Here is a 16,047-nt window from a genome sequence, read left to right as displayed (position 1 = left end):
CATCGGGGATCATCGTAGCGAGGGCGGGGTCAGCCGGAGCGGCGCGAGAGGCGGGCGACGGCCTCGACGTGCGAGGTGTTCGGGAAGAGGTCGAAGCCGTCCAGCCGCTCCAGCTCGTACCCGCCGGCGGTGAGCGCTCCGACGTCGCGCGCGAGGGCGACCGGGTCGCAGGCGACGTAGACCAGCTGCGCCGGCGCGAGCTCGACCAGCGCATCGGTGACCGCGCGGCCCGCACCGGAGCGCGGCGGATCGAGGACGACGGTCGCCGAGCGCCAGCGCTCCGCTCGCGGGCGTCCGCCTGGGCGATCGCGTCGCGGAGGTAGCGGTCGACCCGCGCGGTGACGGCGCGGGCGCCGACCTGGTCGGACAGGTTCTCGAGCGCGTGCTCGGTGGCCCGGGAGTCGCTCTCGACGCTCGTCACGCGGACGCCGGCGCCGAGACGGTCGGCGAGCGCGGCCGCGAGCAGGCCGACTCCGCCGTAGGGGTCGTGGTTCGCGGCCCGCGGATCGCTCAGCTCGACGTCGAGGGCCGACTGCACGGCGTCGAACAGCGCCGTGGCGGCGCCGCGGTGCACCTGCCAGAAGCCGGCGCGGTCGACGCGGAAGGTGCGGTCGGCGACGAACTCGGTGACGACGGTCCGATCGCGGCGCGCACGCTTGTCGGAGGGGTCGTGCACGAGGACGGCCGCGCCGTCGGAACCCGCCGCATCGACGAGGTCGACCACGGAGCCGGGTGCGAGCCGATCGGCGAGGGCGCGGCCGCGGAGGAAGCCGCGGTCGCGAGCGGCAGGCTCTCCACCGTGACGACGTGGTGGCTGCGCGAGGCGTAGGGGCCGACCCTGCCCTCGTCGTCCACGTGCAGGCGGTTCCTCGTGCGCCAGCCCAGACCCCGCGTGCCGTCGTCACCGGCGATCGTCGACACCTCGACGCTCACCTCGCGGCGGGCGAAGCGGGAGAAGGCGTCCTCGAGGACCGCCCGCTTGAGGGTGCGCTGGTGCTCCAGCGCCGCGTGCCCGAACTCGGCTCCGCCGACGCGCTCCTCCGGTCCGGCGCTCGATGGCGGCCTCGGCCAGAGCGTGGGGCACCCGGTGCGGCGAGGCCTCGAGCACCTCGAGGGCGTCGGCGCGCCAGAAGCTGTCGTGACGGACCTCGCTGATGCGGGCGCGCACCCGCTCCCCGGGGGAGCACGTCGGGGACGAAGACGACGCGGCCCTCGTGGCGGGCGACGAACACGCCGCCGTGGGCCACGTTGCTAATCTCGAGCTCGACCTGCGTCCCGAGTGCGCCGTCGTCCTCGGAGGGACGGGAGGGTGTGCAGGACGCGGACTTCGACATCCATCGAGCATCCCACAGCGGGGGCCCGGCCGCAGGGAGCACGCATGCGCCTCTACCTCGCCTCCACCTCCCCCGCGCGCCTGGCGCTGCTGCCGGGCCTCGGGCATCGAGCCGGTGGTCGTGCCCTCGGAGGTCGACGAGCCCGCGGCCGTCGCCCGCGCCGAGGAGGAGGCGGGTGCGCCGCTCGACGCCGACGGGACCGTCGCCCTGCTCGCACGGGCGAAGGCCCGTGCCGTCCTCGGACCGCGGATCGACGGGCTGGTGCTGGGCGGCGACTCCGCCTTCGTGCTCGACGGCGTGGTGCACGGCAAGCCGCACGAGCCGGAGCGGGCGCGGGAGCGCTGGCGGGCCCAGCGCGGCAGGGAGGGGCGCCTCCACTCGGGTCACTGGCTGATCGACCACCGCGGCGGGCGGGTCCGCGCCGAGACCGGGGCGGTCACCTCCGCGGCCGTCCACTTCGCCGCCGACATCGAGGACGACGAGATCGACGCCTACATCGCCACGGGAGAGCCGCTCGAGGTGGCCGGAGCGTTCACCATCGACGGACGCGGAGCCGGGTTCATCTCCCGGATCGAGGGCGACCCCTCGACCGTCGTCGGCATGTCCGTGCCGACCCTCCGCTCGCTGGTGCGCGAGCTCGGCGTGCCCTGGACGGCGCTCTGGAACCGCTGAGTCCGCGGGGGTTGTGAGGAACCGACGAAGCCCCCGCTCTTCTTTGTGGTGAGCCGCCACAGGCATCGCCGAGCGGGCCCCTAGGGTGGGGAACCATGTCGCGTATTACGAAGGTGCTCATCGCCAACCGAGGCGAGATCGCCGTCCGAGTCATCCGAGCCGCCCGCGACAGCGGTATCGCGTCGGTCGCCGTCTACGCCGACCAGGACCGCGACGCGGTGCACAGCCGCCTCGCCGACGAGTCGTACGCCCTCGGCGGCACCACCAGCGCCGAGACCTACCTCGTCATCGAGAAGCTCCTCTCGGTCGCCCGCCGCTCCGGCGCCGACGCGGTCCACCCCGGCTACGGCTTCCTCGCAGAGAACGCCGACTTCGCCCGCGCGGTCATCGACGCCGGGCTCGTCTGGATCGGCCCGAGCCCCGACGCCATCGAGCGCCTCGGCGACAAGGTCTCGGCGCGCCACGTGGCCGAGAAGGTCGGCGCGCCGCTGGCCCCCGGAACCCTGAACCCCGTCTCGGGCGCGGCCGAGGTGCTCGAGTTCGTCGATCAGCACGGTCTGCCCGTCGCCATCAAGGCGGCGTTCGGAGGCGGCGGTCGCGGCCTCAAGGTCGCCCGCGAGCGCGACGAGGTCGAGGAGATGTTCGCCTCCGCCACCCGCCGAGGCGGTCGCCGCCTTCGGCCGCGGCGAGTGCTTCGTCGAGAAGTACCTCGACCAGCCCCGGCACGTCGAGACGCAGTGCCTGGCGGACGCCCACGGCAACGTCGTCGTCGTCTCCACCCGCGACTGCTCGCTGCAGCGTCGTCACCAGAAGCTCGTCGAGGAGGCGCCCGCGCCGTTCCTCGCGGACGAGCAGAACGCCGAGCTCTACCGCGCGTCCAAGGCGATCCTCCGCGAGGTCGGCTACCAGGGCGCCGGCACCTGCGAGTTCCTCGTGGGCAAGGACGGCACCGTCTCGTTCCTCGAGGTCAACACCCGGCTCCAGGTCGAGCACCCGGTCTCGGAGGAGATCACGGGCATCGACCTCGTCCGCGAGCAGTTCCGCCTCGCCGAGGGCGGTGTCCTCGACTACGACGACCCGGCTCCCCGCGGCCACTCCTTCGAGTTCCGCATCAACGGCGAGGACGCGGGACGCGGCTTCCTGCCCGCCCCCGGCCCCGTGCACGTCTTCAAGGCGCCGGGCGGACCCGGCGTGCGCGTCGACTCCGGCGTCGTCCTCGGGCGACGTGATCTCGGGCTCGTTCGACTCGCTGCTCGCCAAGCTGATCGTGACCGGCAGCACCCGCGCGGAGGCGCTGGAGCGCTCGCGCCGCGCCCTCGAGGAGTTCGAGGTCACCGGTCTGCCGACCGTCCTCCCCTTCCACCGCGCGATCGTGCGCGACCCCGCCTTCGCGCCGGAGGGCGACGCCCCGTTCTCGATCTGCACGCGCTGGATCGAGACCGAGTTCGACAACACGATCGAGCCGTGGAGCGGTGAGCCGGGAGCGGCCCCGGAGGCCGCAGCACGTCAGAGCGTGGTCGTGGAGGTCGACGGGCGCCGCGTCGAGGTGTCGCTGCCGGGCGACCTGATGCGCTCCTCCGGCCCGGTGCGCTCGGCCTCGGCCGCGAGCGCCCCCAAGCGCCGCGGCTCGGGCTCGGTCAGCACCGTGACGGGCGACTCGGTCACCTCGCCGATGCAGGCGACGATCGTGAAGGTGGCCGTCGCCGAGGGCGACAGCGTCGTGGCGGGCGACCTCGTCGTGGTGCTCGAGGCGATGAAGATGGAGCAGCCGCTCACCGCCCACAAGGACGGCGTCGTGACGGGCCTGGCCGCCGAGGCGGGCACGACGGTCTCCGCGGGCCACGTCCTGCTCTCGATCGTCTGACGCGCATCCGCCGCGCGCGGGGCGGGTGACCGCTCCCCGCGCGTCCGTCGTCGGTGGATCTCGATACGCCCGCTCCGCGGGCTACTCGATCAGCGAGGGGAAGGCGCCGTCCCCGGTCAGCGACGGCGGCGGCCCGGGGTGAGAGCCTCGGGCGAAGCCCGGGCGTGAATGCGGTCCGTCCGCGGGAGTCCTGCTCATCGAGCATCGAATCGGTCGGATGCAGAACCTCAGCCGACAGCGCCCGTCAGCCACGATGGCGTCCGGGCCCCCCTCCTGACTGTCGTTCTGCACAGCTAGCCTGACTTCTCGAAAGACCGGACGCCGCGATCCGCGCTCTCGACCTTCGATCCGGGATCAGCAGAGGCGAGCCTCCGTAGTGCTGACCCCGCACGAGCGCGAGTGTGAGAATCGCGTGTCAGCGATTCGAAGCAGCGCGACGCGACCCGCTCTGCAGAACGCCCCACCCGCTCAGCCGACCGCGCTGAGCCGCACGAGGGGCGGCTCAGAAAAGGCAGCAGATCGCGTGCCAGCGATTCGAGACAGCGCGACGCGACCCGCTCTGCGAAACGCACCACCTACGCAGCCGGACCGCGCCGAGCCGCGCAGGGAGCGGCTCGGAAAGAGGACCGCACATCGTGAGCTAGCGCTCATCGTGAGCGAGCTCGCGATGAGCGCTAGCTCACGATGTGCATGGCACGCGCCGCATCCGAGATCGAGCCGGTGAGGCTCGGGTACACGGTGAAGGCGCGGGCGACCTGGTCGACGGTCAGCCGGTGCTCGACGGCGAGCGCGAGGGGGAAGATCAGCTCGCTCGCCTTCGGGGCGACGATGACGCCTCCGATGACGGTGCCGGAGCCGGTGCGGGCGAAGAGCTTCACGAAGCCGTCGCGGATGCCCATCATCTTCGCTCGCGGGTTCGCGGCGAGCGGGAGCTTGTAGATCTCGCCCTGCGCGATGCCCTCCTCGATCTCGCGCTGCAGCTCCAGCCGACCGTCGCGATCTCGGGCTGGGTGAAGATGTTCGCGGCGACGTTGCGCACCTCGGTGGGGTTCACGGCGTCGCCCATGGCGTGGAACACGCCCGTGCGTCCCTGCATGGCCGCGACGGAGGCGAGCGGGAGGAAGGTCGTGCAGTCGCCTGCCGCGTAGATCGACGGGACGCTGGTGCGCGCGACGCGGTTCACGCGGATGTGGCCGGACTCCGTCGGCTGGACGCCCGCCTCCTCGAGGCCGATGCCGGCCGTGTTCGGCACGGAGCCGACGGCCATCCAGGCAGTGCGAGCCCTCCACGACGCGGCCGTCGGAGAGCACGGCGCGGACGCCCTTCTCGGTCCGCTCGACTCGGTCGGCGCGGGACTTGGAGAGCACGGTCATGCCGTTGCGCTTGAAGACGTTCTCGATGACGGCGGCCGCGTCGGCGTCCTCCCCCGGCAGCACCTGGTCGCGGGACGAGATCAGGGTGACCTTCGCGCCCAGGGCGCGGTACGCGGAGGCGAACTCGGCGCCGGTCACCCCGGAGCCGACGACGATCAGGTGCTCGGGAACGGTCTTGAGGTTGTAGAGCTGCGTCCAGCTCACTGATCCGCTCGCCGTCGGGGGCAGCGGTGGGCAGGACGCGCGGGCTCGCCCCGACCGAGACGACGATGGTGTCGGCCTCGATGCGGTCGAAGTCCATGCCCTCCTCGCCGGGCGCGGTCGAGACGATGAGGGCGTTCGAGCCGTCCAGTCGGCCGTCGCCCGAGACGATGCGCACGCCGTGGTGCACGAGGTTCGCGCGCATGTCCTCGGACTGCTGGCGCGCGAGACCGAGCAGGCGCTTGTTGACGGTGGCGAGGTTCACCGCCACCTCGGGGCGGACCGGCTTGTTCGTCTGCTCGGAGCGGGTGAAGAACTGCACGCCGAGATCGGCGGCCTCGCCGATCGCGTTGGTCGCCTCGGCGGTCGCGATCAGCGACTTCGACGGGACGACGTCGGTGATGACGGCCGAGCCGCCCACTCCGACGCGCTCGACGAGCGTGACCTCTGCGCCCAGCTGCGCGCCGGCGATGGCGGCTTCGTAGCCTCCGGGTCCCCCTCCGAGTACGGCGATCCTCTGCGTGCGCTCGAACTCGTAAGCCATGGCTCCCATTGTCCTCCGTCGCTGGGAGTTCACCCAATCGGCGTGGCGCCCGGCCCGGCGCCTTCCGCGCTCGGACCTTCCCGCGGGCCGTGGATAGGGTGGGGGAATGGCCGACCAGACCCCGAATCCGCTCGATTCCGCCGACGCCGATCCTTTCGCGATCGCCCGCGACGCCGCCGCTCAGATCGCCGAGGCGACGGGCGTCGAGAAGCGCGACATAGCCCTCACCCTCGGCAGCGGATGGGGCAAGGCCGCCGATCTCATCGGCGAGACGACCGCCACCGTCGACGCGACCGAGATCGTCGGCTTCTCGAAGCCGGCGGTGCACGGCCACGGCGGCACGCTCCGCTCCGTCCTGCTGCCCACCGGCAAGCGCGCGCTCATCATCGGCGCCCGCACGCACTACTACGAGGGCTACGGCGTGCGCCGGGTCGCCCACAGCGTGCGGACCGCGGCCGCGACCGGCGCCTCGGTGATGATCCTCACCAACGGCGCGGGCGGCATCAAGGAGCACTGGACGCCGGGGACCCCGGTGCTCATCAGCGACCACATCAACCTCACCGCCGATTCGCCCCTGGAGGGCGCGACCTTCGTCGACCTCACCGACCTCTACTCCTCCCGGCTGCGCGCTCTCGCCCGGGGGACGCGCGCCGAGCTCGACGAAGGCGTCTACGTCCAGTTCCGCGGTCCGCACTACGAGACGCCCGCCGAGGTGCAGATGGCACGGATCATGGGCGGCCACATCGTCGGCATGTCGACGGCTCTCGAGGCCATCGCCGCACGCGAGGCGGGCATGGAGGTGCTCGGCATGTCGCTGATCACCAGCCTCGCCGCCGGCATCCAGAAGACGGCTCTGAGCCACGAGGAGGTCCTCGAGGCCGGTCGGAACGCCGAGGACGATCTCGCCGGGCTGCTCGCGGGCATCACGGAGACCCTGTGAGCGCCGGGATCCGCTCCCTCGCCGAGGACTGGCTCGCCCAGGACCCCGACGCCGAGACCCGCGAGGAGCTCGTGCGCCTGCTGGTCGCCGACGAGGCCGGCGACGCCGAGGCGTCGGCCGAGCTCGAGGACCGCTTCGGCTCGCGCCTCGCGTTCGGCACCGCGGGCCTGCGGGGTGCGATCGCCGCCGGCTCCAACCGGATGAACCGCGTGCTGGTCTCGCAGGCCGCCGTCGGCCTCGCCGAGTACCTCCTGGAGCGCGGCACCGTGCGCCCCGTCGTCGTCATCGGCTACGACGGGGCGGAAGAACTCCGGATCTTCGCCGAGGACTCCGCTGCACTGATGGCCGGAGCGGGCGTCGACGCGGTGCTCCTGCCGCGCCTGCTGCCCACGCCGGTGCTCGCCTTCGCTGTGCGCCACCTGCGGGCGGACGCCGGCGTGATGGTCACCGCGAGCCACAACCCGCCTCGAGGACAACGGCTACAAGGTGTACCTCGGGGGCGCGGACGACGGCTCGCAGATCGTGCCGCCGGTCGACGGCGAGATCGCCGAGAGGATCCTCGACGTGGCGCGGACCCGGCGTGTGACGGACCTGCCGCGCGGCGAGTACCGGACGGCCGACGAGAGCGTCGTGACCGCCTACATCGACGCCACGGCCGGCGTCGGGCGCCAGGAGCACGCCCTGCGCGTCGTCTACACGGCGATGCACGGGGTCGGCTGGGAGACCGCGCACCGCGTGCTGTCCGCGGCCGACTTCGACGAGCCGCTGGTCGTCGTGGAGCAGATCGATCCCGACCCCGCGTTCCCCACGGTCGCGTTCCCGAACCCGGAGGAGGACGGGGCTCTGGATCTCGCCTTCGCCACTGCCCGCACCGGACGAGCCGATCTGATCGTGGCGAACGACCCCGACGCCGACCGGTTCGCCGCCGCGATCCCGGACGAGAGCGCTCCGGAGGGCTTCCGCCGCCTGACCGGCAACGAGGTCGGCTCGCTGCTCGGCTGGCGGGCAGCGGAGCGCGCCCGCGCCGAGGGCCGGGTGGGAGGGGCGCTCGCCTGCTCGATCGTCTCCTCCCCGCGCTGGGCGCGGTGGCGGCCGACTACGGGCTCGCGTTCGTCGAGACCCTGACCGGCTTCAAGTGGATCTCGCGCGTGCCGGACCTCGTGTTCGGCTACGAGGAGGCGCTCGGCTATCTCGGTGAATCCGGCGACCGTCCGGGACAAGGACGGCATCTCGGCGGCGCTCGCGTTCCTCGATCTGGCCAGCTCCCTCGCCACCGAAGGGCGGACGATCGCCGACGAGCTCGAGTCGTTCGCCGAGCGCTTCGGGCTCTTCGGCTCGGAGCAGATTTCGCTGCGGGTCACCGACCTGTCCGAGATCGGTCGGATCATGGCGGCGGTGCGCGCGACTCCGCCGACCTCGATCGGCGGGCTCCCGGTGCAGCGGGTCGAGGACCTGCTGGAGGTCGAGGACGGTGCGCCGCCGACGGACGCGCTGCGCTTCACCCTCGACGGCGCGCGCCTCATCGCCCGCCCGAGCGGCACCGAGCCCAAGGTCAAGCTGTACCTCGACGCGTGGTCCTCGGACCCCGACCCCTCGGTGCGCCGCTCCGAGGTCTCCAGCCGCCTGTCCGCCCTCCGCACCGGCGCCGAGTCCCTCCTCCACTGACCCTGCCGCGCCTCCCGCGAGCTGCCACTTCGGTACGCTCCTCGGCGCGCCCCGCACCGAAGTGGCATCTCGCAGCGCACGAACGTCGGCGCCGCCCTCGAGCAACTCGAGCGCTTCCCGACCCGACAGGGGCGCCGGAGCACCACTAGACGTCTGGATGACCGGATCGCCGCCCCGCCGGAGCGCGCGATCCGGAATCGCGTGCCAGCGATTCAGGACAGCGCGACGCGACCCGCTCCACGGAACGCACCACCTCGCGAAGCCGACCGCGCTGAGCCGCACAAGGGGCGGCTCAGGAACAAGCACGAGCCCGACCGCGCTGAGCCGCACAGGGGGCGGCTCAGGGAATCAGCACGGCGGATCAGCCGAGAGCGCGCTCGATCTTCGCCGTGATCTCGGCCTGGTCGAGGTAGTTGTCGATCACGACGACCTCGGCGAAGGTCCGTCCGATGCGGTCGACGAGCTCGCCGGAGGTCAGGATGACCTGCGCGTCGGCAGCGAGGGCGTCGACCGAGGCGATGTCGGAGGCGACGACCTCGGCCTCGAGGTCGAGCGCTTCGAGGGCGCGCTCGGCGCCCAGCTTGAGGATGGCGGAGGTGCCGATTCCGGCGCCGCAGAGGGTGACGATCTTCATGAGCTTCTTCCGTGGTGCGGGGTGTCGTCCGTGAGGACGGCGTTGACGCCGCCGACCGTGCGCGCGGCGGCGAGTGCGCCGATCGCGTCGGGGCGGCTGAGGACGTCGGCGAGGCCGGCGACGAACCCGACGTGGCCGTGCGCCTGAGTGGCGGCGATGCCGATGACGACGGAGACCGGGTCGTTGGTGCTGTGCCCGAAGGCGACGGGCTCGGCGAGCGTGACGACGGAGAGTCCGTCGCTGTGCACGTCGTTGCCGGGGCGGGCGTGCGCGAGCGCGAGTCCCGGGGCGATGACGATGTAGGGGCCGAGGACGTCGATCTGCTCGACCATGCGGCGCGAGTAGGCCGGATCGACGGCGCCGCTGCGCTCGAGCGCGCGACCGGCCTCGAGGACCGCCTCCCGCCAGCTGGCGGCGGGGTGCCGGAGTGCGATCGCGTCGTCGGCGAGGGCGTCGAGGGGCACGGTCAGGCCGCTTCGAAGCCGGCGGTGATCGTCTCGATCAGCTCGCGGCGCTCGTCCAGCGGGAGGAAGCTCGCCTCCGCGGCGTTGATCTGGAACACCTCGAAGTCGTCGAGGTCGTAGCCGAAGGCGTCCGACAGCAGGGCGAGCTCACGGCTGAGGGTCGTCCCGCTCATCAGGCGGTTGTCGGTGTTGACGGTCACCCGGAAGCCCAGCTGGTAGAGCAGGTCGAACGGGTGGTCGACGAGCTCGGTGCCCCAGGCCGCGACGGCGCCGGTCTGGAGGTTCGAGGACGGGCTGAGCTCGAGGGCGATCCTGCGGTCCTTCACCCACTCGGACAGCTCGCCGAGGGTCACGTAGCTCGCGTCGTCGTCCTGGCGCTCGATCGCGATGTCCTCGGCGAGCCGCACTCCGTGGCCGAGGCGGAGGGCCCGGCCGTCGAGGAGGGCGGAGCGGATGCCGTCGAGACCATCGGCCTCGCCCGCATGGACCGTCGTCGGGAAGTGCGCGGCCGCGAGGAGCTCGAAGGCCGGGCGGTGGCGGGAGGCGGGGAAGCCCGCCTCGGCGCCGGCGATGTCGAAGCCAAGGGCTCCGCGCTCGCGGTGCCGGAGGGCGAGCTCGGCGATCTCGAGCGAGCGGTCGGTGTGGCGCATCGCCGTGATCAGCTGGCCCACCCGCAGGCGCGAGCCCCGGGCAGCGGCCTCCTGGACGCCCTGCTGCAGTCCCTCCTGCACGGCCTCGACCGCCGCGTCGAGTGTGAGCCCCGAACGCAGGTGCTGCTCGGGCGCCCAGCGGACCTCGCCGTGCACGACCCCGTCGGCGGCGAGATCGAGCACGAACTCGCGCGCGACGCGCTCGAGGGCGGGCGCGGTCTGCATCACCGAGACCGTCGTCTCGAACGTCGCGATGTAGTCGGTCAGCGATCCGGAGTCGGCGGTGGTCGTGATCCAGCGGCGCAGCGCTTCGGGCTCGTCGGCCGGCACGGCGACGCCGGCGGACGCGGCGAGCTCGAGGATCGTCTCGGGGCGGAGCCCCCGTCGAGGTGATCGTGCAGCGAGACCTTCGGCAGCTCGTCGATGAGGATGCCCTCGCCCGGGAGGAGGTACTCCTCGATGGTGTCGGTCACGGTGCTCCTCGGTGTCGGGCGACGGTTCGCGGACCACCCTACTGCCGAGTGCCGACGCCGTGACGGGAGCACCCGCACCCCGTGGAGACGGCACGGATCCGCGGCTGGGGGAGGAGCCGCGTAGGGTGCGGGTACGAGCGGACGACGGATCATCCTGGACTGCGACCCCGGCCACGACGACGCGCTGGCGATCCTCCTCGCCCACGGCAGCCCCGCGATCGAGCTGGTCGCGATCACCACGGTGGCGGGCAACCAGACGCTGGAGAAGGTGACCGCCAACGCTCGCGCGGTCGCCGCGATCGCCGGACTGACGGGCGTCCCGATCGCCGCCGGGATGCACCGCCCCCTCGTGCGCGACGCCGAGCCCGCGCCGGACATCCACGGCGAGAGCGGCATGGACGGTCCGGCTCTCCCGGAGCGGCGCCCGGCCCTCGATCCCCGCCACGCCGTCGACCTGATCATCGAGGAGGTCCTCGCAGCACCCCCTGGCTCGATCACACTGGTGCCGACCGGACCGCTCACCAACATCGCGATGGCGGTCCGGCGCGAGCCGCGACTCGCGGAGCTCGTCCGCGAGGTCGTCCTCATGGGCGGAGGGGTGCAGGGCGGCAACTGGACGGCGACCGCGGAGTTCAACATCCTCGCCGACCCGGAGGCGGCCCACATCGTCTTCGGCGCCGGCTGGGACGTCACCATGGTCGGCCTCGACGTCACGCACCGGGCACTCGCGACGGAGGACGTCGTCGCCCGGTTCCGCGGCGTCGACTCCGAGGTCGGCCGCTTCTGCGTCGGGCTCCTCGACTTCTTCGCGGCGAGCTACCGCGACGCGCAGGGCTTCGACGCGCCCCCGGTGCACGATCCGGTCGCGGTGGCGTACGTCATCGACCCGTCGGTCCTGGAGGTGCGCCGTGCCCGCTCACGGTGGAGCTGCGCGGCGAGCACACCGTCGGCATGACGGTCGCCGATCTGCGCACCACCGCTCCGGTCGGCTGCCGGACCTCCGTGGCGACGGCGATCGACTCCGACCGCTTCTGGGATCTGGTGATCGGGACGGTCGCCCGCCTCTGACGCCTCAGGCGATGCGCTCCGCCACGAGCGGTCCGCCGTCGAGGACGGCCTCGCCCTCGTCGCCGATGCGGTAGGCGCCCTCGAGCGCGGCGAGAGCACGCTCGAACCGCGCGGGCTCATCGGCCGAGAGGGTGAGCAGCGGGTCGCCCCTGCGCACCCCGTCGCCCGGCTTGGCGTGCAGGTCGATGCCCGCGGCGTGCTGCACGGCGTCCTGCTGGCGCGCCCGACCCGCTCCCAGGCGCCAGGCAGCGATGCCGAACGGCAGCGCCCGCTGCTCCACCAGCACTCCGTCGCGCTCCGCAAGGACGACGTGCGTCTCGCGGGCGACGGGGAGGGCCGCCGTCGGATCGCCGCCCTGGGCGCGGATCACCGCGTTCCAGGTGTCCATCGCCGCGCCGCCGTCGAGCGCCCGCTCGACATCGGCGTCCGGGAGGCCCGCCAGCGCGAGCATCTCGCGGGCGAGGGCGAGCGTGAGCTCCCGTACATCGGCGGGGCCGCCGCCGGCGAGGACCTCGACCGACTCCCGGACCTCGTTGGCGTTGCCGATGGCGAGCCCGAGCGGCACGTTCATGTTCGTGAGCAGGGCCGTGGTGCGCACCCCGCGTCGTTCCCGAGGTCGACCATGGCGCGCGCCAGCTCGCGCGAGCGCTCGATGTCGACCATGAAGGCGCCGGAGCCGAACTTGACGTCGAGCACCAGCGCATCGGTCCCCTCCGCGATCTTCTTCGACATGATCGAGGAGGCGATCAGCGGGATCGCCTCCACCGTCCCCGTGATGTCGCGCAGGGCGTAGAGCTTCTCGTCGGCCGGCGCGAGTCCCGGAGCCGGCGGCGCAGACCACTCCGCCGACAGTGCGCAGCTGCTCGAACATCTCGTCGTTGCCCAGCTCGGCGCGCCAGCCGGGGATCGACTCCAGCTTGTCGAGGGTCCCGCCGGTGTGGCCGAGTCCCCGACCGGACAGCTGCGGCACCGCGACGCCGAACGACGCGACGAGCGGCATCAGAGGCAGCGTGATCTTGTCGCCGACTCCCCCGGTCGAGTGCTTGTCGACCGTCCTCTTGCCGAGCCCGTCGAAGTGCATCCGCTCGCCGCTCGCGATCATCGCCAGCGTCAGGTCGCGGATCTCGTCACGCCCCATCCCGTTCAGCAGGACGGCCATCGCGAAGGCGGCCATCTGCTCGTCGGCGACGTAGCCGCGGGTGTACGCGTCGATCAGCCAGTCGATCTGCGCGGTCGACAGGGAGCCCCTGTCGCGCTTGGTGCGGATGATGTCGACGGCGTCGAAGGCCTCGACGGGAGTGGAGCCGGTCATGGCGGTGCTCGATTCGTGTGCGGGGCGGGCGGGGGCGGGGGCGGCGGCGCCGCTACTCCCCGCGTAGGCCTGGAGGGTGCGGGGCCGAACGCGTCGGGGATGACCTCGTCGATGCTCCGCAGTCCCGAGACGGTCCGAGGACCATCCCCTCCGCGGAGTGCTCGAACAGGAGCTGACGGCAGCGGCCGCAGGGCATGAGCGTCGCACCGTTGCCGTCGACGCACGTGAAGGCGACGAGCTTGCCGCCGCCGGTCATGTGCAGGGACGAGACCAGCGCGCACTCGGCGCAGAGGCCGATGCCGTACGAGGCGTTCTCGACGTTGCAGCCGGAGACGATCCGGCCGTCGTCGACGAGGGCCGCCGCTCCGACCGGGAAGTTCGAGTACGGGGCGTAGGCGCGGCCCATGGCGTCGTTCGCGGCGGCGCGCAGCGCCTCCCAGTCGATGTCGGTCACGGGACCCTCTCAGGACTTCAGGTACGGCTTGCCGGCGGCCGCCGGTCCGCGGGACTGGCCGACGAGACCCGCCACGGCGAAGATCGTGACCAGGTACGGGAGCATCAGCATGAACTCGCTCGGGACGGGCGAGCCGATCACGCCGAGCACGTTCTGCAGGTTCGTCGCGAAGCCGAACAGGAGGGACGCGAGCGTCGCCTTGATCGGGTCCCACCGGCCGAAGATCACCGCGGCCAGGGCGATGAAGCCCGCACCCGCCGTCATCTCCTTGCCGAAGGCCCCGACGGCGTCGAGCGTGTAGTACGCGCCGCCGATGCCGGCGATGCTCTCCGCGAGGGACACGTTCCAGAAGCGGGTGCGCGCCACGTCGATGCCGACCGTGTCGGCCGCCTGCGGGTGCTCGCCGACCGCGCGCAGGCGCAGTCCCCACTCGTCTTGAAGAGCCCCCGACCAGACGGCGGCGATGGCGACGTACATCAGGTAGACGATCACGGACTGCTTGAAGAGCACCGCGCCGATCACCGGGATCTGGCTGAGCACCGGGATCGGCAGGGTCTCGAATTGCACCGGCGAGTTGAAGGTCTCGGCGTCGGAGGTGAGGACCTGCGAGTAGAGGAAGCTCGTCAGACCCGTCACGAGGACGTTCAGGACCACTCCCACGATGACCTGGTCGACGACGTACTTGATCGCGAAGGCCGCGAGCACGAACGAGACGAGCACGCTCGCCAGCATCGCCGCGACCAGGCCCAGGATCGGCTGACGCGTGATCGACGCGACGACCGCGGCCGTGAACGCGCCCGCGAGGAGCTGCCCCTCGATCGCGACGTTGACGACGCCGACGCGCTCCGAGATGACGCCGCCGAGGGATCCGAAGATCAGCGGAGTGGCGAGGCCGACGGTGCCGAGCAGCAGTCCCGAGGCGGGCAGGGTCGCTCCGGCCGAGGCCCAGACGAGGAAGCCGAGCAGGAAGACGAGCGCGAACACCGTCGAGAACCACAGCGGGATGCGCCGCGCCGCACGGGCCGTCATCGCGGCGAGCACGGTGAGCGCGACAGTGGCGACGGCCACGACGACGCCGGTCGGCCGGGTCGGGGAAGGGGAGGTCGGGCAGGGCGAAGAAGTCGCCGCCCGCTGCGAGGCGGAACGAGGCTCGTGCCGTCGCGCCCCGCGACGACGAAGAGGACGATCGCGAGGAGGGAGAAGACCCCGAACGCGATCGGCGCCTTCCAGCTGCGCACGGGCACGCGCGAGGCGTCGACGTGGGCTGTGGTGGCGAGGCCGGTCATGCGGGCGACCTCCGAGGCTCGGCGCGTGCGGCGTCTCGGGGCGGCCCCGGGAGTGGGCAGGCGGAAGATCGCGCGCACCAGCGGCGGCGCGGCGATGAAGAGGACGATCAGCGACTGGACTGACGAGGACCACGTCGATCGGGACCCCCTGCGCCGCCTGCATCGAGTAGCCGCCGGCCTTGAAGGCGCCGAACAGGATGCCGGCGAAGAAGACGCCCCACGGCCGCGGAGCGCCCGAGGAGCGCCACCGTGATCGCGTCGAACCCGATGCCGGCGTCGATCCCGAGGTGAACCCGGTGGTGACCGTGCCCATCACCTGGGCACTGCCCGCGAGGCCGAGCAGGCCGCCGGAGAAGAGCATCGCGTACACGTAGCTGTTCTTGACGTCGATGCCCGCCACCCGAGCCGCGTGCGGGTTCTCGCCCACCGCCCGGAACTTGAAGCCGATGCTCGAGCGGTTGAGCAGCCACCACACGAAGACGGTCGCGAGGATCGCGAACACGAACCCGAGGGTCAGGGAGTAGCTCGGCCCGAGCAGCGGCGGGAACACCGCCGTCTCCTTCATCGCAGGGGTCTTGGGGCTGTTCGGAGCCCGGAGCCCTGAGGGCGCCCGGGGTGCGCAGCAGGTACGAGATCAGGTAGAACGCGACGTAGTTGAGCATGATCGTGAGGATCACCTCGTGGGCGCCGGTGCGGGCCTTCAGCAGGCCCACGAGTCCGCCCCAGAGAGCGCCTCCGAGGATGCCCGCTGCGAGCGCGACGACGAGGTGCACGCCCCACGGCAGGTCGAACGAGAAGCCGACCCAGCCCGCGCACGCCGCGGCGATCAGCATCTGCCCGCGGCCTGCCGATGTTGAAGAGGCCGACGCGGAAGGCGAGGGCGACCCCGAGGCCGCCCGCGATGAGCGGAGTCGCGAAGGCGAGCGTGTCGGTCAGCGGCTTGATGCCGTTGGCGAAGCCCTCGCGCCGGAAGTTGTAGACGGAACCCTGGAAGAGGGAGGAGTACGCCCCGGCGACCGACTGCCAGATCGCCTGCAGGGTGTCGACCGGACGGGCGAAGAAGTAGCCGGACGCCTCCTGGACGTCGGGGTCCGTCGCCGCGATCAGCACGCC

At 72.4% G+C, this 16,047-nt stretch carries 5 protein-coding genes and 11 pseudogenes; 5 read left to right on the top strand and 11 right to left on the bottom strand.

What is annotated here, in order from left to right; translation table 11 throughout:
• Positions 1–29 precede the first annotated feature (29 nt).
• Positions 30–905 carry a hypothetical protein gene (locus AC0CII_RS01445; protein ID WP_465228468.1) on the bottom strand — a complete coding sequence of 292 codons (876 nt, stop codon included), beginning with the start codon at positions 903–905 and terminating at the stop codon, positions 30–32.
• A complete protein-coding gene (locus tag AC0CII_RS01440; RefSeq protein WP_465228467.1) occupies positions 902–1,168 on the bottom strand; it encodes a hypothetical protein in 267 nt (88 codons plus the stop codon). Before AC0CII_RS01440 ends, AC0CII_RS01445 begins: the two co-directional genes overlap by 4 nt.
• 210 nt (positions 1,169–1,378) lie before the next feature.
• On the opposite strand from AC0CII_RS01440, the pseudogene AC0CII_RS01435 reads away from it, so the two are divergent.
• Positions 1,379–2,006: pseudogene (locus tag AC0CII_RS01435) on the top strand (Maf family protein).
• Positions 2,007–2,101: 95 nt separating this feature from the next.
• A pseudogene (locus tag AC0CII_RS01430) lies at positions 2,102–3,870 on the top strand (acetyl/propionyl/methylcrotonyl-CoA carboxylase subunit alpha).
• Between the two features lie 674 nt (positions 3,871–4,544).
• On the opposite strand, the pseudogene AC0CII_RS01425 reads toward AC0CII_RS01430, so the two are convergent.
• Positions 4,545–5,988, bottom strand: a pseudogene (locus AC0CII_RS01425) (NAD(P)H-quinone dehydrogenase).
• Between the two features lie 106 nt (positions 5,989–6,094).
• On the opposite strand from AC0CII_RS01425, the gene AC0CII_RS01420 reads away from it, so the two are divergent.
• Both AC0CII_RS01420 and AC0CII_RS01415 read left to right on the top strand, forming a co-directional pair.
• Entirely contained in the window at positions 6,095–6,928 is an 834-nt protein-coding gene (locus AC0CII_RS01420; protein ID WP_465228466.1) for a purine-nucleoside phosphorylase, read from the top strand.
• Positions 6,925–8,593: pseudogene (locus tag AC0CII_RS01415) on the top strand (phospho-sugar mutase). The gene AC0CII_RS01420 and the pseudogene AC0CII_RS01415 overlap by 4 nt, the downstream one beginning before the upstream one ends.
• Before the next feature lie 361 nt (positions 8,594–8,954).
• On the opposite strand, the gene AC0CII_RS01410 reads toward AC0CII_RS01415, so the two are convergent.
• The 3 genes and pseudogenes from AC0CII_RS01410 to AC0CII_RS01400 all read right to left on the bottom strand — a co-directional run bounded on the left by AC0CII_RS01410 (position 8,955) and on the right by AC0CII_RS01400 (position 10,814).
• Positions 8,955–9,227 (bottom strand): PTS sugar transporter subunit IIB, encoded by a 273-nt coding sequence (locus AC0CII_RS01410; protein ID WP_465225409.1) that lies wholly within the window; start codon positions 9,225–9,227, stop codon positions 8,955–8,957.
• Complete coding sequence (locus AC0CII_RS01405; protein ID WP_465225408.1) at positions 9,224–9,691, bottom strand: PTS sugar transporter subunit IIA; 468 nt, start codon at positions 9,689–9,691, stop codon at positions 9,224–9,226. The genes AC0CII_RS01410 and AC0CII_RS01405 overlap by 4 nt, the downstream gene beginning before the upstream one ends.
• A 2-nt stretch (positions 9,692–9,693) precedes the next feature.
• A pseudogene (locus tag AC0CII_RS01400) lies at positions 9,694–10,814 on the bottom strand (adenosine deaminase).
• Between the two features lie 148 nt (positions 10,815–10,962).
• Here AC0CII_RS01400 and uriH point away from each other — a divergent pair.
• Positions 10,963–11,882: pseudogene (uriH, locus tag AC0CII_RS01395) on the top strand (uridine-preferring nucleoside hydrolase UriH).
• 4 nt (positions 11,883–11,886) lie between these two features.
• Here uriH and AC0CII_RS01390 read toward each other — a convergent pair.
• The 5 pseudogenes from AC0CII_RS01390 to AC0CII_RS01370 form a co-directional block, all read right to left on the bottom strand.
• Positions 11,887–13,194, bottom strand: a pseudogene (locus AC0CII_RS01390) (thymidine phosphorylase).
• Positions 13,191–13,600: pseudogene (locus AC0CII_RS01385) on the bottom strand (cytidine deaminase). Before AC0CII_RS01385 ends, AC0CII_RS01390 begins: the two co-directional pseudogenes overlap by 4 nt.
• A 57-nt stretch (positions 13,601–13,657) precedes the next feature.
• A pseudogene (locus tag AC0CII_RS01380) lies at positions 13,658–14,934 on the bottom strand (ABC transporter permease).
• Positions 14,935–15,160: 226 nt separating this feature from the next.
• A pseudogene (locus AC0CII_RS01375) lies at positions 15,161–15,499 on the bottom strand (ABC transporter permease subunit); the annotation flags it as partial.
• Between the two features lie 106 nt (positions 15,500–15,605).
• A pseudogene (locus AC0CII_RS01370) lies at positions 15,606–15,767 on the bottom strand (ABC transporter permease); the annotation flags it as partial.
• Positions 15,768–16,047: the final 280 nt, after the last annotated feature.

This window comes from Rathayibacter sp. AC182 (assembly GCF_979253875.1).
This window is presented reverse-complemented; position numbering and strand designations above follow the sequence as displayed.